General features: G+C 63.0%; 12 protein-coding genes and 1 rRNA gene (1 of these 13 cut by a window edge). 3 read left to right on the top strand and 10 right to left on the bottom strand.

Annotated elements, in window-relative coordinates; genetic code table 11:
- Window positions 1-43: ribosomal RNA gene (locus tag NP945_RS01015) — 16S ribosomal RNA — on the bottom strand (it extends 1,442 nt beyond the left edge of the window).
- Window positions 44-828: 785 nt separating this feature from the next.
- On the opposite strand from NP945_RS01015, the gene NP945_RS01010 reads away from it, so the two are divergent.
- A complete protein-coding gene (locus NP945_RS01010) occupies window positions 829-2,796 on the top strand; it encodes a M23 family metallopeptidase (RefSeq protein WP_164748944.1) in 1,968 nt (655 codons plus the stop codon).
- Between the two features lie 6 nt (window positions 2,797-2,802).
- Here NP945_RS01010 and NP945_RS01005 read toward each other — a convergent pair whose 3' ends face one another.
- From NP945_RS01005 to NP945_RS00965, 9 genes are all read right to left on the bottom strand, one after another.
- Window positions 2,803-4,362 (bottom strand): MFS transporter, encoded by a 1,560-nt coding sequence (locus tag NP945_RS01005; protein ID WP_256745345.1) that lies wholly within the window; start codon window positions 4,360-4,362, stop codon window positions 2,803-2,805.
- Window positions 4,363-4,583: 221 nt separating this feature from the next.
- Window positions 4,584-6,089, bottom strand: a complete 1,506-nt coding sequence (locus NP945_RS01000) for a L,D-transpeptidase family protein (protein WP_256745344.1) — start codon at window positions 6,087-6,089, stop codon at window positions 4,584-4,586.
- 148 nt (window positions 6,090-6,237) lie between these two features.
- The gene (locus NP945_RS00995) at window positions 6,238-6,603 is read right to left on the bottom strand and encodes an MmcQ/YjbR family DNA-binding protein (protein WP_256745343.1); all 366 of its coding nucleotides are present in this window, start codon (window positions 6,601-6,603) and stop codon (window positions 6,238-6,240) included.
- Between the two features lie 115 nt (window positions 6,604-6,718).
- Complete coding sequence (clpB, locus tag NP945_RS00990) at window positions 6,719-9,325, bottom strand: ATP-dependent chaperone ClpB (RefSeq protein ID WP_256745342.1); 2,607 nt, start codon at window positions 9,323-9,325, stop codon at window positions 6,719-6,721.
- Between the two features lie 219 nt (window positions 9,326-9,544).
- A complete protein-coding gene (locus tag NP945_RS00985; RefSeq protein WP_256745341.1) occupies window positions 9,545-10,492 on the bottom strand; it encodes a DUF4167 domain-containing protein in 948 nt (315 codons plus the stop codon).
- Between the two features lie 303 nt (window positions 10,493-10,795).
- A complete protein-coding gene (prmC, locus tag NP945_RS00980) occupies window positions 10,796-11,668 on the bottom strand; it encodes a peptide chain release factor N(5)-glutamine methyltransferase (protein WP_256745340.1) in 873 nt (290 codons plus the stop codon).
- Window positions 11,661-12,740, bottom strand: a complete 1,080-nt coding sequence (prfA, locus tag NP945_RS00975; RefSeq protein WP_127266723.1) for a peptide chain release factor 1 — start codon at window positions 12,738-12,740, stop codon at window positions 11,661-11,663. The genes prmC and prfA overlap by 8 nt, the downstream gene beginning before the upstream one ends.
- Window positions 12,741-12,750: 10 nt before the next feature.
- Window positions 12,751-15,021, bottom strand: a complete 2,271-nt coding sequence (ptsP, locus tag NP945_RS00970) for a phosphoenolpyruvate--protein phosphotransferase (RefSeq protein ID WP_027038177.1) — start codon at window positions 15,019-15,021, stop codon at window positions 12,751-12,753.
- An 83-nt stretch (window positions 15,022-15,104) separates the two neighbouring features.
- A complete protein-coding gene (locus tag NP945_RS00965) occupies window positions 15,105-16,358 on the bottom strand; it encodes an aspartate kinase (RefSeq protein WP_013529459.1) in 1,254 nt (417 codons plus the stop codon).
- A gap of 258 nt (window positions 16,359-16,616) precedes the next feature.
- Between NP945_RS00965 and NP945_RS00960 the strand changes: the two genes are divergently transcribed.
- Together NP945_RS00960 and ubiG are read left to right on the top strand one after the other, a co-directional pair.
- Window positions 16,617-18,458, top strand: a complete 1,842-nt coding sequence (locus NP945_RS00960; protein WP_256745339.1) for a CHASE3 domain-containing protein — start codon at window positions 16,617-16,619, stop codon at window positions 18,456-18,458.
- Between the two features lie 198 nt (window positions 18,459-18,656).
- Window positions 18,657-19,406 (top strand): bifunctional 2-polyprenyl-6-hydroxyphenol methylase/3-demethylubiquinol 3-O-methyltransferase UbiG, encoded by a 750-nt coding sequence (gene ubiG / locus NP945_RS00955; RefSeq protein WP_023811162.1) that lies wholly within the window; start codon window positions 18,657-18,659, stop codon window positions 19,404-19,406.
- Window positions 19,407-19,414: the final 8 nt, after the last annotated feature.

Here is a 19,414-nt window from a genome sequence, read left to right as displayed (position 1 = left end):
GCCGCCAGCGTTCGTTCTGAGCCAGGATCAAACTCTCAAGTTTTGAAACTTTGATTGGCTTTTATCTGGTCACGCTTTGAATTGACGAGAACATTCACACCTAGACACTCGCGTGTCTTGGTAGACTTTATTCTCTCAAAACGTGTCCGCCAAAGTCTCGTTCGAACCTCATACCCCTGGCGGGATAAGAGGTTCAGCAGGACTCTGCCGCCCACGTTTCTCTTTCTTCATTATTCAATTTTCAAAGAACAGACACCGCAAACGCAATGTCGTGGCCCGCTTCGCTTTTGGCTCCGGGGCCGTCCGAGTGTCGCTTACGCGGCTCTCTTGAATTTCGCTAAGGGCAGGCTTAGAAGCAAACTTCTTCGTCGCCAGCGGCGAGCCGCCCTCGTTCGTGAGGCGTATATAGTCGCCACCAACGACAACTGTCAACACACATCGACAATGTTTTTGAAGTTTTTGCGACAGAAATTTCGGACCCGATCTGCCGATAGCCGACTGCCCTGGGGGAACGCTGGCAATACCGATTGGACGGCAGGGAAGGAGCCCTATTGCCGCCGCATTGCCGTTCGACACCAAAGCCAACGAAAGTGGGCTCCGCCGACGGAGCAGCGCCTGTCTTACGAGCCCTCTATATAGGAGTGTGCGATGGGCCTTGCAGAGAAGGTACACCGCCCCGCCTGGTAGAGCGCTCTATAAGAGAAGTGCTTGGGGGCAATTCGTTCGGAGCCTGGCGCTTCGTTGACTTCACCTGCCATGACAGGCAAATGTCACGGCCACAACAAAAGCGACAAGCCGTTCCGCCCGGGGAAGAAGCAGCCTTTCTGGATGCCAGACACGGAAGATGTCATAGCCGAACTCGGCAACGAGCCGCCGCTTATCGCGGATGGCCGCAGCGGCCCGCCCGACCGGCGCGAGGTTTCTGCACGCTGGCTGTCGGGAACATTTCTCACTGGCGTCACCTCAAGCGTGCTGATGGGCGTGGCGCTGTTCGCCGCCCTTGACGGCCGCCAGCAACTGGCCACCCCACCCGAGATCGCCGAGTTGATCAGCCTTGCCGGCAACGGGGATTCCGGCGAAGTCGCCAAGACCACCAGGCTGGTGGCGCCGCGTCAGATCGCAAAGGCCAAGGACCGTCGCCGCATGGAAGTGTCGATGGTCACCAAGGTCGGCGACCGCGACGTCATCCACACCATGCCTTTCGTCCAGATCAAGATGGCCCTTGCCGCCGGCCACACCACCAGCCGCGCCTACCCACCCTTCGACCCGATGCAGGTGTTCGGCGACGACAGCGACGACAATGCCCAGCCGGCGACGGCCTCTGCCGCTTCCGGCCAGATCTACGGCGCCAAGGTCGAAAGCGAGATGAGCCTGAAGACCGTCGATTTTCCGATCGAAACAGCTTCCTTCGACGAAAAGAGCGACCTCTCCGCCGACGAGGTGGAAAAAGTGGTGCGCGAAGCCGGCACCGACCTCAGCGACGGCGCCGTGCAGGTCGCTTCACTTCACTATGTCGACCCGCAGCGATTCGGCGAAGCTTTTGCCGAGAGCATGGCGGGCTCCTACGACGTCAAGATCGTGCCGGAAAATGTCTCGGTGGCGCCCCGTGCCACTGTTGACGACCAGGCGCCGGCTTTCGCCGAGGAAATCATCCCCTTCACCAAGGATCTCGACGTCACCGAGGCTTTTGCCAATTCGGGCTACACGGGTGAAGATGCCACCGGAATGGCCGAAGCTATCGCCAAGTTGCTCAACGCAACAGCGCTCAAAGCTGGAACCGTGCTGCGTGTCGGCCTCGAGGTTCACGGCGATGCCGCCAAGGTCGTGCGCACCAGCGTCTATGACCGGACCCAGCACATCGTCACCATCGCGCTCAACGATCGCGGCCAGTATGTGCCGGCGCAGGAACCGGATCCGAACCCCGAATTGCTGACGGCCTTCGATGATTCGTCGGCGCCCGTGGTGGTGCGCGGCAACCTGCCCAACGTCTATGACGGCATCTACCGCGCCGCCTATTCCTACGGCATGTCCAAGGCGATGACGCAGCGGTTGATCAAGTTGCTGGCGTCCGACGTCGACTTCCAATCCCGCCTCAGCCCCGCCGACCGCATCGAAGTCCTGTTCTCGCAGCCCGACGGTGACGACCAGACCTCGGACAGCTCCGAGCTTCTTTACGTCTCGGCGACGTTCGGCGGCCAGACCCGCAACTTCTACCGCTTCCAGATGCAGGACGGCGGCACCGATTATTTTGATGAGGACGGCTCGAGCGCCGAGCAGTTCCTGTTGCGCAATCCCCTGCCCGCCGGGAAATTCCGCTCCGGTTTCGGCGCCCGCAGGCATCCGATCCTCGGCTATGTCCGCATGCACACCGGCGTCGATTGGTCCGCGCCGATCGGCACGCCGATCATCGCCGCCGGCAACGGCACGGTCGAGAAGGTCGGCTGGGCCGGCGGCTACGGCAAGCAGATCATCATCCGCCATGCCAATGGCTATGAGACATCATACAATCACCAGAGCGCCTTTGCCAAAGGCATCGAACCGGGCGTGCACGTCCGCCAAGGCCAGACCATCGGCTTCCTCGGCCAGACCGGCCTCGCCACCGGCCCGCATCTTCACTACGAGCTGATCGTCAACGGCACCAAGGTTGATCCGATGCGTGTCCGCCTGCCGGTCGGCAAGGTGCTGAAGGGCGATGACCTCGTCGCCTTCAAGCGCGAGCGCGAGCGCATCGACGAACTGCTGAAGCAGGAAGACAGCGATTCGCTGAAGGTTGCGAGCGCCAAGATCGACGGTTGACCCGCTTCAGCCTTGCCGATCTTCGGCCTGTCGCGGCCATGGCAATCGCTCACCGGGAATGGTCGTCCAGGCGATGACAGCCGCAGTCAGGCAAAGCAGCGCGGTCACCGAAGAAACCGCGGCAAAAGCGGCATCGCTGGCGGCGAGCCTCGCCGCATCGATGGCCGGCGCAAGCCCGGCTGGCGCCGGTTCACCAAATCCTGGGATGGCGGACGTTGCGCTCGCGTCCAGCGCATTCGCGTAAACCCATGCGGCAAGCGAGCCCATCGCCGCCACCGCGATCAGACCGCCGATGCGTGAGACGGCATTGTTGATGCCGGAGGCGGCCCCCGTGTCCTTGTCTTCCACCGCCGTCATGATCGCGGTCGACAAAGGCGACACGACCAGAGCCATGCCGAGCCCCATCAGCCCCATCAGCGGGAATATTCCGATCCAGAAATTGTGGATACCGGCGTAGGTGAGCAAGGCCAGCCCGGCAAACGCGAAAGCCACGACCAAGCTGCCGCAGGCGATCGGAAAACGGGGTCCGATCCGGTCCGACAGCTTGCCGACCGGTCCCGACAAAAGCGCGATCAATGCCGACAAGGGCAGGAAGATGAAGCCGACTTCGGCCGTGCTCAGATCCCAGCCGGCGATCAGCAGCATCGGCAGATAGAAAAGGTTGGCCGATAGCGCAAAATAGAGGAAGAATGTCGCCACATTGGCGCCGGCGAAAGCACCGACGCGAAACAGGTTGAGGTCGATCATCGGCTCGCGCTGCCGAAGCTCGAAAACGATGAAGACAGCCAGCAGTACGACGCCTGCGGCAATGCTCGGCCCTGCCATGAGGCCCTCGCCGCTGGCGCTCATCGAGGTCAGCCCATAGGCAAGCGCGCCGAAGGCCAATGTCGCGAGCGCTGCACCACCGAGATCCAGGCTGCGTTTCTCCGTCGGCGTATCGGCAGGAACCTTGGCCAGCAGAAGCCAGATCGAGATCAAGCCCAGCGGCAGGTTGATGGCGAAGATCGCCCGCCAGATGCCGTCGCCGAAGGCCGACAGCACGAAACCGCCGAACACCGGGCCAAGTGCCGTGGTCAGCGCTGAAGCCGCCGCCCAGATCCCAATCGCGCGGCCGCGTTCTTTCTTCGGGTAGGCCTTGGCGATGATGGCGAGGCTGCCGGGCACCATGATTGCCGCACCGATGCCCTGCAACGCGCGAAATGCGATCAGCACAATGGCATTCGGCGCCAGCGCACAGGCCAGCGAAGCGACGATGAACAGCGCAATGCCGGACACGAAGGCGCGGCGCAGACCGAATCGGTCGCCGGCGGCACCCCCGGCCAGGATCAGCGCCGACAGCGTCAATGCATAGGCATTGGAAATCCACTGCGCCTCGGCAAGGCTGGCGCCGAGGTTGACGCGAATCGCCGGTGTGGCGATGGCCAGGATCGAGCCGTCTATGAAGCCAAGCGCCGAGGCCAGAATTGCCGCGATCAGCACAAATCGCCGCTGCGGCTGCGGACAAAACGTTCCATGCGTGACCGGGCTGGTCAGCGGGACCGCGGCAGCTTTGCTCGGTGAATGCATGAAACCTTGCTTAAACCCCTAGCGCATCGGCAACAACCGGCCAGTGGCTTGCAGTCATTGAAACCAGCCGTTTGGCCAGGGTTGCACCCTGTCAGGGTGCAAATGGCACAGTCATGCCAGCCCGGTTACGTGCAGCCGGCGGGGATCTCGATGAGGCGACCACTTGAGAGCTCGGCTTCATCCTGATCATGCAGCTGGTCTATGCCGCCGCACGTCACAGTTCACTGCTGCGCAAGGTTATCGGCTGAAGGTCCGCCGACAAACTCCACCGTGACACCCGGCGAAACCAGCTTGGCCAACTCCCGCGCATCCCAGTTGGTCAGGCGTACGCAGCCATGGCTTTCGGTCTTGCCGATCTTCGACGGATCCGGCGTGCCGTGGATGCCATAGGTCGGCTTGTCCAGGGCGATCCAGACCGAGCCGACGGGACCGTTCGGGCCCGGCGGAATGGTCAGGACTTTGTCGTTCTGGCCCTGCTTGAAATTGATGCTGGGATTGTAGGTGTAGTTCGGATCGAGCGCGACGCGCGACACCGTGTGAATGCCGGACGGTGACGGCGTGTCCGATGAGCCGATGGTTGCGGGATAGGCCGCGACCAGCCTGCCGCCGGCATCATAGGCGAAAACCTCTTTCTTGTCCTTGTCGGCGACGATGCGGGCCACCGGCGTCGAAACCAGTTTGCCGAAATTGGCGACCTTGATGGTCGTGCCGGGACGATTGAAATCGAGGTCCGGGTTGAGCGCTTTGAGATAATTCTCATCCATGTGGAAGCGCTCTGCGAGCGCCTCAGTCACCGACGTATAGCCCATGCGATCGAGTTGCGCCTTCTGGCTATAGTCTTCCGGGATCGACGCGACATAGGGACCGGCCGCATCCTCCGCTGTGATCGTGTAGTTGGCGAAGGCATCGCCGCCGGATTGCGCAAGTGCCGCCTGGATGGCGACCGCGTCGGTCGATCGCAGATTGGCGCCGGTGATCTGGTTGTAGGCAGCGAGCGCCTTGTCGACATTCGAACCGAAACGCCCGTCGATGACGCCAGGCGAAGCGCCACCCCGGTCTAGCAGCACCTGAAGGGCGGCGACATCCTGGCGCGCTCCCAGCGAAAGTGCCGGGGCAACAGTGGTCTTGCCCCCAGCCTTTGGCGGCAGTGCCGCCTGATCGGCTGACGTCGCCGGCGGGGCAGGGTCTATCGAGGCTTCGTTCAGCGGCTGGCGCTTGATGGTGCCCGGCTTCGCCGGCTGCGGCGCGTCGGGATAATTGTCATCGTAGCTGCCATCGTCCTGCGGTGCCGGCGGATAGGCTTCGACGGCATTGTCCCCATAGGGATCGTACTCGTCCGCCGGCGGCGGGATAACGCGGCCTTCCTCTTCCAACTGCTGGCGGCGGAACCGCGCCATGTCTTCCGGATCGTCGAGATAGTAACGGTCGTCGCCCTCTGGGGCGCGGCCCAGTTCGCGCAGTCGTGTCTCACGGCGCAAGGCGCGGCGGTCCAGCCGGGTCTGCGGCGGCTGGATGGCGATGACCTTGCCGGTATCGGCATCGACGATCACGCGGTTGCCCCTGGCGTCGTAGTAGATGTCGAGATTGCCGTCCTGGGCGACAAGGATGCCACCGGTATCGGCGGCACGGACAATCGGTGGTGCGCTGTCCTGCGTCGGGGCTGCGATTGCATTGGCAGACAAAAGCCCGCCGGCAAGTACCGAAAGGGTGAAGATCGTACGCAGCATAGTGGCGAAACTCTCCGGTCCGTAATTGCCGCCGCCCGGCATTGTTCTCTGGCGAAGCCCCTCGTCAGCAAACCAGTTACCCACCATATGGTTCCAACATGAACCGGGCATGAAGATGGCGGTTTTCCAGCGCCTCGATGAATATAGACTAGCTTGCGGCAAGTCCCAATTCCTTGCGCGCTTGTCTGGTCAGTTTCAGGGCTACAAGGCGATGGCTCTCGCGCAGATAATCCTTCAGCGCGGCATCATCCATGCTCTGGCTTGTCCGACGCTGGATCCATGTCATACCGCGCGAGGCAAGATAGGGCGCGGGCCGCAGGCCCGGCTGCTCCCTGAGCACATCATAGGCGATATCGGAACATTTGAAGGTGACGAAGAGCTGCTGGCCCTGATCCCAGCCGCCAACCGCGAAGACCTTGTTTCCGACCTTCCAGACATGGGCGCCGCCCCATTGGACAACGTGACTCGTCGCGGGCAGCGAGGCGCAGAAGCCGTTGTAGTCGTCCAGCGTCATCCCGCCCCCTTTTTTTGCGCACGTCGCCCAAAAGTGGCCCCGGTTTTGGGAAAACGACATGCATATGACAAAGACCTAAAACGCCGCGCGTCCGGGAAGGACGCGCGGCGTAGGATCAGGCTGCCACTTCCGCCGCGACGATCGCCGGCTTCGAGCGGAAGTTCAGCCGGTCGGAACCGGCTGTCACCTTGACGGTCGAGCCGTCGAGGATGTCGCCGAGCAGGATCTTCTCCGCCAGCGGGTCCTGCAATTCCTTCTGCATCACCCGCTTCAGCGGCCGCGCGCCATAGGCCGGATCGTAGCCCTTGGCCGCCAGCCAGTCGATCGCCTCCTGGTCCAGCGACAGCGTGATCTTGCGGTCGACAAGCAGGCTCTCCAGCCGCTTGAGCTGGATCTCGACGATGCGGCCCATATCCTGCCGGCGCAGCCGGTGGAACAGGATCACCTCGTCGACGCGATTGAGGAACTCCGGCCGGAACGACGCCCTGACGACACCCATCACCTCGTCGCGAACCAGATCGACATCCTGATCCTCGGTGAGATTGACGAGATATTCGGCGCCGAGATTCGACGTCATGATGATCAGCGTGTTGCGGAAGTCGACTGTGCGGCCCTGCCCGTCGGTCAGGCGGCCGTCATCGAGCACCTGCAACAGCACGTTGAACACATCGGGATGCGCCTTCTCGATTTCGTCGAACAGCACGACCTGATAGGGCCGGCGCCGCACCGCTTCGGTCAACGCGCCGCCTTCCTCATAGCCGACATAGCCGGGAGGCGCACCGATCAGCCGGGCGACCGAGTGCTTTTCCATGAACTCCGACATGTCGATGCGCACCATCGCGCTGTCGTCGTCGAACAGGAAGCTCGCCAGCGCCTTGGTCAACTCGGTCTTGCCGACGCCCGTCGGCCCGAGGAACATGAACGAGCCGATCGGCCGGTTCGGATCCTGCAGGCCCGCACGGGCGCGCCGCACCGCTTTGGAAACAGCTTGCACCGCCTCGCCCTGGCCAACGACGCGCTTGCCGATCTCATCTTCCATGCGCAGCAGCTTGTCGCGCTCGCCCTGCAGCATCTTGTCGACCGGAATGCCGGTCCAGCGCGAGACGATATGGGCGACATGATCCGGCGTGACCACCTCTTCGACCATGCCGGCCTTGCCGTCCTGGGTTTCGGCCTCCTTCAGCTTCTTTTCCAGTTCCGGGATCTTACCATAGGCAAGCTCGCCAGCGCGCTGGAATTCACCCTTGCGCTGGGCAATGGCAAGGTCGTTGCGCGCCTCGTCAAGCTGCTTCTTCAGATCGGCGGCCAGCCCGAGCTTCTGCTTCTCGGCCTGCCATTTGGCGGTGATCTCGGTCGATTCCTCCTCGAGGCCGACGAGTTCCTTTTCCAGGCGGGCGAGCCGGTCCTTCGAAGCATCGTCCGTCTCGACCTTCAGCGCCTCGCGTTCGATCTTGAGCTGCATGATGCGGCGATCGATCTCGTCCAGCGCCTCGGGCTTGGAATCGACCTGCATGCGCAGCCGCGATGCGGCTTCGTCGACCAGGTCGATCGCCTTGTCCGGCAGGAAGCGGTCGGCGATGTAGCGGTTGGACAGCGTCGCCGCCGCCACCAGCGCCGAATCCGAAATGCGCACCTTGTGGTGCTGCTCGTACTTCTCCTTCAGGCCGCGCAGGATCGAGACGGTGTCTTCCACCGTCGGCTCGTCGACGAACACCGGCTGGAAGCGGCGGGCAAGGGCTGCATCCTTCTCGACATGCTTGCGATACTCATCGAGCGTGGTGGCGCCGACGCAGTGCAGCTCGCCGCGCGCCAAAGCCGGCTTCAACAGGTTCGACGCATCCATGGCGCCATCCGCCTTGCCGGCGCCGACCAGCGTGTGCATCTCATCGATGAACAGGATGATGTTGCCGCTGGCCGAGGTGACTTCGGAGAGCACGGCCTTCAGCCGCTCCTCGAACTCGCCGCGATATTTGGCGCCGGCAATCAGCGCGCCCATGTCGAGCGCCATCAATTGCTTGTCCTTCAGCGATTCCGGCACGTCGCCATTGACGATGCGCAGCGCCAGGCCTTCGGCGATCGCCGTCTTGCCGACGCCCGGTTCGCCGATCAGCACCGGATTGTTCTTGGTGCGGCGCGACAGCACCTGAATGGTGCGGCGGATCTCGTCGTCACGGCCGATAACGGGGTCCAGCTTGCCGGCACGAGCATCCGCGGTCAGGTCGCGCGCGTATTTCTTCAGCGCGTCGTAGCCCTGTTCGGCACTCGCCGAATCGGCGGTGCGGCCCTTGCGGACGTCATTGATGACCTGGTTGAGCGCCTGTGCGGTGACGCCGGCCTTGGCCAGTATGTCGGCGGTCTTGGCCGACTTCTCCATGGCCAGCGCCTGCAAGAGCCGCTCCACCGTGACAAAGCTGTCGCCGGCTTTCTTGGCCAGTTCCTCGGCGGTCGAAAACACTTTTGCCAGCGGCTGGGCCAGATAGAGCTGGCCATTGCCGCCCTCGACCTTGGGCATCGCTTCGAGCGCCGTCTCGACGCCAAGCTTGACGTCGCGAACGTTGCCGCCGGCGCGTTCGATCAGCGACGCGGCCAGGCCCTCATCGTCGTCGACGAGCACTTTCAGGATATGTTCAGGGGTGAATTGCTGGTGGTTGCGGGAAAGCGCCATAGTCTGCGCGGACTGGATAAAGCCGCGCACGCGTTCTGAGTATTTCTCAAGGTTCATATCTGTCTCCTTCCATCACCGGCCCGCTTTGCGGCACCGGATCCGATTGCGGTGACGGACCCGCCCATTCGAGCCGGGTCCAGTTGAGGCTGATATGGTGCACGTGCCCTGAACCCTCAAGACGTCTCGATATCGGCAACTTCATAATATTGCACGGCCGCGCAAACGAAAACGGCGGAGATCTCTCTCCGCCGTTCAATGCCTTGAAATGCCGTTCGATCAGTTGTCGATATCGACATTGACCGGTTGGGCGTTGCCGCTGTCGACCGGGGCCGCAGCCGCCTCGCCGGCGTTGGCCACGGAATTGGCATTGTCACTACCGCCATCAACCTGATCGGCGTTGACGCGCGGGCGGCGCGGCCGCCTCGGACGACGGGCAGCACCGCTTTCGGCGGCCGCCTCGTTGAGTTCGGCCTGGGCCGCAAGGCCTGCCGGCGAAAGATTCTCGAACGACGGAGCCGGTTCGGCCGCAGCAACGGATTCAGTCGGCGAAACGGCTTCGCCCTGAACCGGGGTCTCGTTGCCCTGCGGCTGACCACCTTGCTCCACAGACGAACCAAAGTCGCGCTGGCCGTTCTGGCCATAACCGCCATTGGGGCGACGATCGCGATGGCGCCCGCCATTGTTGTCGCGGCCACCATTGTTGCGCCCGCCATTATTATCACGGGCCTCGCGGCCACCTTCCCGGTTGAGCGCAACCTCGGCCGGCGTCCCTTCGATGACCGGCTGCGGGCCGGCGCCATGGTTGATCACCGGGATCTGGGCATCGGAAACAGTGTTGCTGTTGTTGCCGCCATTGTCGAAATCGTCGCGGTCCTCGTCGCCGTCATCGTCGAAATCATCGCGATTCTGCTGCGCGTTCTGGATCGGCATCTGCGCCTGTGCGGCCGCGATGATGCGATTGTAATGCTCGGCGTGCTGGAGATAGTTCTCCGCCATGACCCGGTCGCCGGAGCTGTGAGAATCGCGGGCAAGGGTGGCGTACTTTTCGGCGATCTGCTGAGCCGAACCGCGGATCTTCACATCCGGGCCATTGCTCTCGTAGTTGCGCGTCAGGGGATTAGGCCCCTTGCGGTTGTTGTTGTTATTGTTGTTGTTATTGTTACCACCGCCGCCGCCATTATTATTGCGACCGCGCATGCGCCTGTTCTGCTGTTGTGGCCTCATCAAACTCTCTTCATTTTGAAATTTTCGAAAAACTCTTCACGAACGGAGGCGCTCATGCAGCCAGCCGTTTCGTCTCTTCACCGGCGTTCGCCCGCATCGATTGCGTTGGCGCCACGTGCCATCCTGTTCCGGTTACATCACTTGCCGGACGATTCCCGCACGAAGCTTGGGCATCGTTTGCGCAAGAAGGCAGCTATTTCCAAGGAAAACCGAATCGCTAAGAGCACTGCCTGCTTCGTCTCATCCGGTTAAGGCGACCCTAGCCGCATTCCCCGGCATTGCCAAGCGCTTTTTTGCACTGCGTCAAGGCTTTATCCTTTCAAAGACAATAACCCTGTCGTTTCCGCCGAGGTCACGAAAAGCACCGCCCGACACGTAGCCGGCTGCAGCGAATATCTCGCAGACCTCGTTGCGTTGCGTATGGCCGATCTCGACCGCAATCCTGCCTTCAGTTTCCAAAAACCTTGCCGCTTCCGCAGCGATGGTTCTGTAGGGGTTCAGACCGTCCGCGCCGCCATCCAGGGCCAGGCGCGGGTCGAAATTGCGGACTTCGTCCTGCAGATTTCCAATGTCTTCGGTGGTTATATAGGGAGGGTTTGCGGCGATTACATGGTACCGGCCGAAAACTTTTTCGAACCAGTCCGACTGCAGCGCCGTGAACCGGTCTGCAAGACCCAGTTTCCCGGCATTACTGGCCGCCGTCGCCAGCGCACCTGCGGACAGATCGACGCCGGTTGCGCTAGCCGTCGGTACGACGCTGAGCAGCGCCAGCGCAATGGCGCCGGTGCCAGTGCCAAGATCGAGGATGCGGCACCCGCCTTCCCGCGCCGCAACTGCCTTGACGAAGGGCAATATCGCCTCGACCAGCGTTTCGGTATCCGGCCGCGGCTCCAGCGTTTCCGGCGACAGCGACAGGCGCAAACCGTAGAATTCACGATAGCCGAGGATGCGATGCACCGGTTCGCCGCCAGCGCGGCGTCTCAGGGCGGCATCGATTTCGGCAACAATGCCGGCGCCGAGCCTGCGTTCAGGGTCCGCAATGGCTTGCGTGCGCGTCGTGCCCGAAAAATGCTCGACGATCAGCCGCGCATCGAGCGCCGGGTCGTCGACAGTGGTGCCAAGCCGGGCCCGCGCTTCCCGGAGCAGCGGGCCGAGTGCGTCGGGCAGGTCAGTCATCGATGCCGATGTCGGCGAGCAATTTCGACTGGTGATCGGCAATCAGCGCGTTGATGATCTCGTCGAGTTCGCCCATCATCACCCGGTCGAGCTTGTAGAGCGTCAAATTGATGCGATGGTCGGTGACGCGGCCTTGCGGGAAATTATAGGTGCGGATGCGCTCGGAGCGATCGCCGGAGCCGACCTGCGACTTGCGCGATTCGGAACGCTCCTCGTCGGCCTTGCCGCGCTCCAGATCATAGAGCCGGGCACGCAGGATCTGCATGGCTTTGGCGCGATTCTGATGCTGCGATTTCTCCGCCTGCACGACCATGATGCCGGTCGGCAGATGGGTGATGCGGACGGCCGAATCGGTGGTGTTGACATGCTGGCCGCCCGAACCCGAGGCGCGCATCGTGTCGATGCGGATGTCTTCGGCCCTGATGTCGATGTCGACCTCTTCGGCTTCGGGCAGCACCGCGACGGTTGCGGCCGAGGTGTGGATGCGCCCGCTCGCCTCGGTCGCCGGCACGCGCTGCACCCGATGAACGCCCGATTCGAATTTCAGATGCGCAAAGACGCCCTTGCCCGACACGGTGGCGATGATTTCCTTGAAGCCGCCGGCGTCGCCATCGCTGGCCGAGGCGGTTTCGAAACGCCAGCCGCGTTCGGCGGCGTAGCGCTCATACATGCGAAACAGGTCGCCGGCGAACAGCGCGGCCTCGTCACCGCCGGTGCCGGCGCGGATTTCGAGAATGGCGTTCTTGTCGTCGGCGGCATCCCTGGGCAACAGCAGGATCTGGATATCCTTCTGCAATGCCTCGATGCGCTCCTCGATCTCCGGCAACTCGGCCTCGGCGAGCGCCCGCATCTCGGCATCGGTGCCCTTGTCGGCAAGCATGGCTTCCAGATCGGCCTGTTCACGCTCGGCCAGGCGCAATGCCCTGACCTTGGCCACCATATCCTGGATTTCGGCATATTCGGACGCCATGCGCACATAGGCATCCGGCGCCGGACCAGCCGACATCTGCGCTTCGAGCATCTCGAAACGCTTGACGACTTGATCCATACGATCGCGGGGCAAATTGACCATGATGAGGCTGCTACAATGGGATCGAACGGTCGTCGGCAAAGGCCTGCAGCAGCGCCCGCATCGGCAAGCCCTGTGCCGGAGCCATCAGATTGTCGTCGAAAAACGCCTTCAACTCGTCCAGCGGCAGTTCCGTCAGCATCGCCTTGACCGGACCGATCGAGGCCGGCGACATCGAGATCGAACGGAAACCGAGGCCGATCAGCGCCATCGCCGAGATCGGCTTGCCGGCGAGTTCGCCGCACAGCGTCACCGGCGTATTGTTGCGGACGCCGGCATCGGCGATCTGCTTGAGCACACGCAGGAACGGCGCCGACAGCGTGTCGAAGCGGTTTGCCAATTGCGTGTTGCCACGGTCGACGGCCATGACGAACTGGAACAGGTCGTTCGAACCGACCGAGACGAAATCGACCGCCTTCATCAATTCATCGAGCTGGAACAATAGCGACGGAACTTCCAACATCGCGCCCAGCTTCAGGCTGGTCGGCAAATGATGGGCAAAGCGCGACAAATGCCGCACCTCGCGGTCGATGATCTCGCGTGCCTGGGCGATCTCGCCCAGCTCGGTCACCATCGGCAGCATCAGCTTCAATTCGCGGCCGCCGCTGGCCTTGAGCAAAGCGCGGATCTGGGTGCGCAACAACCCCGGCCGGTCAAGCGTCAGGCGAATCGCCCGCCAGCCAAGCGCCGGGTTCTCTTCCTGGATCGCACCCTTGAAATAGGGCAGCACCTTGTCGCCGCCAATGTCGATGGTGCGGAAGGTGACCGGCTTGCCGCGCGCCGCTTCGAGCACGTCGCGGTACAGCTTTTCCTGGGCTTCGGCCCGGGGAAATGTCGAGGCGACCATGAATTGAAGTTCGGTGCGGAACAGGCCGATACCGGCCGCACCCGCTTCGGCAAGCTGCGGCAGGTCGACGGCGAGACCGGCATTCATCAACAGGTCGACCTGGACACCGTCCCTGGTCGTCGACGGCTTCTTGCGCAGTTCGCGGTAGACCTCCTGCCGGCGCGCCCTGAAGCGCACTTTTTCGGCATAAGCGGCTTCGAGGTCAGGCTGCGGCCGCAAATGGATCACGCCCTCTTCGCCGTCGACAATGATGGCATCGCCGTTTTCCGCCATGGAAACGGCGCCCTTCATCTGGCCGGCGACGGGGATGCCCATGGCGCGTGCGACGATGACGACGTGGCTGGTGGCGGCACCATCCTCGAGCACCAGCCCGCGCATCTTGTCGCGGGGGTAATCGAGCAGCTCGGCAGCCCCCATCGAACGGGCAACGATGATGGCATCCTTCGGCAGCGATGCGGCGACATCTTCCGGCCCGCGCCCCATCAGCTGACGCAGCAGGCGGTTGGCGAGGTCGTCGAAATCGCTCATCCGCTCGCGCAGATAGGGATCGGTCATGTGCAGCATGCGGGCGCGCATGTCGCTCTGCACCTTTTCCACCGCCGCTTCGGCCGTCAGGCCGTTGCGGATGGCCTCTTCCAGCCGCCGCACCCAGCCGCGATCGTTGGCGAACATGCGATAGGCTTCCAGCACCTGGCGATGCTCGCCTTCGAAGGCGACGTCGCGGCGTTCCAGCATGTCGTCGATGGACAGCCTGAGCGAGCTGAGTGAGGTTTCGAGCCGGCGGACCTCTTCCTCGCTGTCTTCGTTGAACAGATTGGTGACGACGATGCGCGGCTCGTGCAGCACGACGTGGCCGAGCCCGACGCCTTCATTGAAGGACAGGCCGGTGAAGCTGACAGGGCGGCGCAGATCGAGTTCGAGGCCGGGCCGGGTCAGCCGCGCCAGATCGCCGGTGGCGATCATCTCGGCGATTACCATTGCCGTGGTTTCCAGCGCCTCGACCTCGTCGTCGCGGTAATGGCGCATGGTCTTGTTCTGCACCACAAGCACGCCCAGCGTGCGCCCTGCCCGCAGCACCGGCACGCCGAGAAACGAGTTGTAGATCTCTTCCCCGGTCTCAGGCAGATAGGCGAAGGCAGGGTGTTCCTGCGCATTGGACAGGTTGAGCGGCCGCGCGCTGGCTGCGATCGTGCCGACCAGGCCTTGGCCCAGCCGCAACTGCGCCAAATGGACGGCGTTCGGGTTCAAACCTTCGGTGGCGTAGAGTTCGAGCACCGAATCGGCGCGCAGCACATAGAGCGAGCAGACTTCCGCGACCATGTTGGAGGCGATGTCGCGCACAATCCGGTCAAGCCGCTCCTGCGGCTCCAGCGGCTCCTGCATGAGCTCGCGGAGCCGTTTGAGCAAAACGCGCGGGCCACTGGCCTGATCACGCATCGCGGCTTCTTCTCCAATGGGCATTCTGCCCGCCGCAGTTTCCACCGCGACCGGCGCACACGCAACAACTCAAATCGTTCTCGCTACTGCTTATCCAGACCGTAGACGGAATGCAAAGTACGAACCGCAAGTTCCGTATACGGACCGTCGATCAGGATCGAAATCTTGATCTCGGAGGTCGTGATGGCGCGGATGTTGATCGATTTGTCGGCCAGCGCCTTGAAAGCGGTGGCGGCGACGCCGGCATGGCTCCTCATGCCGATGCCGATGACCGAAACCTTCGACATGCCGGCTTCCGACTGCACGACATCGTAGCCGATCGAAGCCTTGAGGCGTTCAAGCACGGCCAGCGCCTTGTCGACATCGCCCGACGGCACGGTGAAGGTCATGTCGGTGAACTTGCCGTCCTCGGAAATGTTCTGGACGATCATGTCGACATTGATGTTGGCCTCGGCCAGCGGCCCGAAGATGCCGGCGGCAACGCCCGGCCGGTCGCCGACCCGGCGCAGCGAAATCTGCGCTTCATCCTTGGCGTAGGCAATTCCGGTGACGACCTGCTGTTCCACGATCTCTTCCTCGTCGCAAATGAGCGTTCCGGGCGGATTGAGCAAATCCCCCATTCCGGGCGCGTCGGGATCGTCGAAGGACGACCGCACGAAGGTACGCACCCTGTGCACCATGGCAAGCTCGACCGAACGCACCTGCAGAACCTTGGCGCCGAGCGAAGCCATTTCAAGCATTTCCTCGAACGATATCTTGGCCAGCCGCCGCGCCTTGGGCTCGATGCGCGGATCGGTGGTGTAGACCCCGTCGACGTCGGTGTAGATGTCGCAGCGATCAGCCTTGACCGCCGCGGCGATGGCGACGGCACTGGTGTCGGAGCCGCCGCGGCCGAGCGTGGCGATACGATTGTCCGGGCCGATGCCCTGGAACCCGGCGATCACCGCCACCTGGCCCTCGCCGAAGCGCTTGATCAGGAACGCGCCGTCGATGTCGAGGATGCGCGCCGCTCCATGCGCATTGTCGGTCTTGATCGGGATCTGCCAGCCCTGCCAGGAGCGGGCATGCACGCCCATGTTCTGCAAGGTGATGGCCAGAAGGCCGGCCGTGACCTGCTCGCCGGAAGCGACGACCGCGTCATATTCGCGTGCGTCATGCATCGGCGAGGCCTCACGCGTCCACCCGACCAGTTCATTGGTTTTCCCGGCCATCGCCGAAACGACCACCGCCACCTCATGGCCGGCGTCGACCTCGCGTTTGACGTGACGCGCCACGTTGCGGATGCGGGCGATGTCGGCGACCGAGGTTCCGCCGAATTTCATCACGATGCGCGCCATGGGAGCGAAATGCCTTTGCCTGAAGCCGGATCCCGGCCAAAAGCCGGAATCCCGAAAAGCGGAAGGCCGGCTGACGCCGGCCGCTGAATGCGCGGCCTCCTTAGCCAAATGATGAAGGTTTCGCAAGGCTGGCGGCCGATTGCCGGCTCCAGAACCCGGCATATTGCCTTCCGCGCCGCCGCCGCCTACGAAATGCAGCCTGCGGGGAATTCTTTTGGTTCGGCATAACAGATGATGATTGCTCGTCTTCGACGTGCCATGCGATGGCAATCGCTCCCGCTTGTCGCCGGCTTCGCCGTGCTGGTGCTGATTGTCGGCAGCCGCGCCATGCTGGTCGAGGAACAACGGGCCAACCGCGCCGCCGCGCGCGAGGCAATCGAATATCAGCAATTGCTTTCGGGTCTGCTTTCTCTGGCGCAGGAAGCCGAGAACGGCCAGCGTGGCTACCTGCTGACCGGCGAGAAATCCTATCTCGAACCCTATCGGAGCGCTATCCGCGCCATTCCGGGCCAACTTGCCCGCATCGACAGCTTGACCGCCCCCGACGACCAGCTCGTCCAGCCGATCAACCATATCAAGGACGCGCTTTCGCAAAAGCAGGCTGAACTGGCCGAGACGATTGCCCTGTACGACCAGGGCAATGCGACGAATGCCCTGGATCTGGTTCGCAGCGGCCAGGGCAAGGCCGTCATGGACGAAATCCGGACCAGCATGGATACGGTCCGACGCATCAGTGCCGCAGCCATCGCCGCGCGCGACGCGCATACCGACCAGGTCGAGGCCTGGCTACGCATCGGTTCGCTGGCGGCGCTGCTGGCGATCTTCCTGCTTGCCGGCTACGCGATCAGGGAATCGCGCCGCCGCTTCCGCGAGGTTGCCGTTGCCCAGGATGAGTTGGTGCGCAAGAACGTGGCGCTGGGCAATGAGATCGAGACACGTGAAAAGGCCGAATCCCAGATCCGCCAGATGCACAAGATGGAGGCTGTCGGCCAGCTTACAGGTGGCATCGCCCACGACTTCAACAACATGCTGGCGGTGATCATCAGCGCCATGAACCTCGCCCAGCGCAAGCTGGCGCGCGGCGAGCACGACATCGCACAATTCATCGATGCGGCGATCGATGCCGCGACCCGTGCCGCCAATCTGACGGCCCGGCTGCTCGCCTTCTCGCGTCAGCAGCCGCTGGCGCCGCAGATCGTCGACGCCAACCGTCTGCTGACCGGGATGTCCGACCTGATCCGGCGGGCACTCGGCGAAACCATCCGCATCGAAACGGTGCTGGCGGGAGGCTTGTGGAAAACCCATGCCGACCCGAGCCAGATCGAGAACGCCGTTCTCAACCTGGCCGTCAACGCCCGCGACGCCATGGGCGACGATGGCAAGCTGACCATCGAGACCGCCAACAGCCATCTCGACGACAGCTACGCCGCCGCCCATGCCGAAGTCGCGGCCGGCCAGTATGTGATGATCGCCGTCAGCGATACCGGTTCGGGCATGACCCCCGATGTCATCGCCAAGGCCTTCGAGCCCTTCTTCACCACCAAGGCGGTCAACAAGGGCACCGGCCTGGGGTTGAGCCAGGTGTTCGGCTTCGTCAAACAGTCGGGTGGGCATGTCAACATCTATTCCGAACCCGGCGAAGGCACGACGATCAAGATCTACTTGCCGCGGTATTTCGGCGCCGAAGAGCCGGCCATGACCACGGGGCGAGGCGACAACACCGCCGCACCGGTCACCGAAACGATCCTTGTCGTCGAGGATGATGCCCGCGTGCGGGTCTCCACGACCGAGGCCATACGCGAACTCGGATACACCGTCATTCATGCAGCGAGCGGCGAGGAAGCGTTGCAGAAACTGGCGGAGAACCCGAACGTCGCCCTGCTGTTCACCGACATCGTCATGCCCGTCATGAACGGCCGCAAGCTGGCGGAAGAGGCCGTTGCCCGCATGCCCCAACTGAAGGTGATCTTCACCACCGGCTTCACCAGGAACGCCGTGGTCCACAACGGCGTGCTCGACCACGACGTGCATTTCCTCGCCAAGCCCTTCACCATCGAGCAACTGGCGGCGAAACTGCGTGACGTGCTCGGCACGAAGTAGGTCGGCCACTCTGTCAGCCCCTTGGCAGCATCGAAAATTGCTGCCTTGACATTCGCGGCCTCACGCCCGACTTCCTAACGCATGACCCCGAAATCGAAGTCGATTTCGGAAAGGATCATGCGCAGAATCTAAAGTGCTACAGCGTCCTTTGCGCGTCCAAGAGGACGTGCGGCGCTGTAGTGTCGAGGAGACCAACCCATGCCAGAGCCCCGACGATCGACGATCGATGCCGGAGAAGTGGAACGCTTTTCCGCCCTTGCCGCCGAATGGTGGAACCCGAACGGCAAGTTCCGTCCCCTGCACAAATTCAATCCGGTCCGGCTGGCCTATATCCGCGACCAGATAGCGACGCGCTTCGGCCGTGACCCACGCGCTGCAAGGCCTTTCGAGGGCCTGCGCATCCTCGACATCGGCTGCGGCGGCGGACTTCTGTGCGAGCCGATGGCGCGGCTTGGCGCCGAAGTCGTGGGCGCGGATGCCTCCGAAACCAACATCGAAGTGGCCAAGCTGCACGCCGCCGAGGGCAATGTCAGCGTCGACTATCGCGCCACGACGGCCGAGGACCTTGCCGACGCCGGCGAGAAATTCGACGTCATCCTCAACATGGAAGTGGTCGAGCATGTCGCCGACATCGACCTGTTCGTCGCCAAATGCGGCGAGATGGTGCGGCCCGGCGGCATCATGTTCGTGGCCACCATCAACCGCACGCTGAAGGCGCTGGGCTTAGCCATCATCGGCGCCGAATATGTGCTGCGCTGGCTACCGCGCGGCACCCATCAGTTCGGCAAGCTGGTGCGCCCGGAAGAGCTCGAAAAGGCGCTGGGCGGCGCCGGCCTGACCATCATCGACCGCACCGGCGTCACCTACAACCCGCTGGCCGACCGCTGGGCGCGGTCGAAGGACATGGACGTCAACTACATGGTCCTGGCGGAAAAAGGCTCGGTCTGATCTTATTC

This window comes from Mesorhizobium sp. LMG17149, assembly GCF_024518695.1.
Lineage (GTDB): Bacteria > Pseudomonadota > Alphaproteobacteria > Rhizobiales > Rhizobiaceae > Mesorhizobium.
Note: the sequence above shows the minus strand (reverse complement) of the source record. Positions and strands in the feature narration are given on the sequence as shown.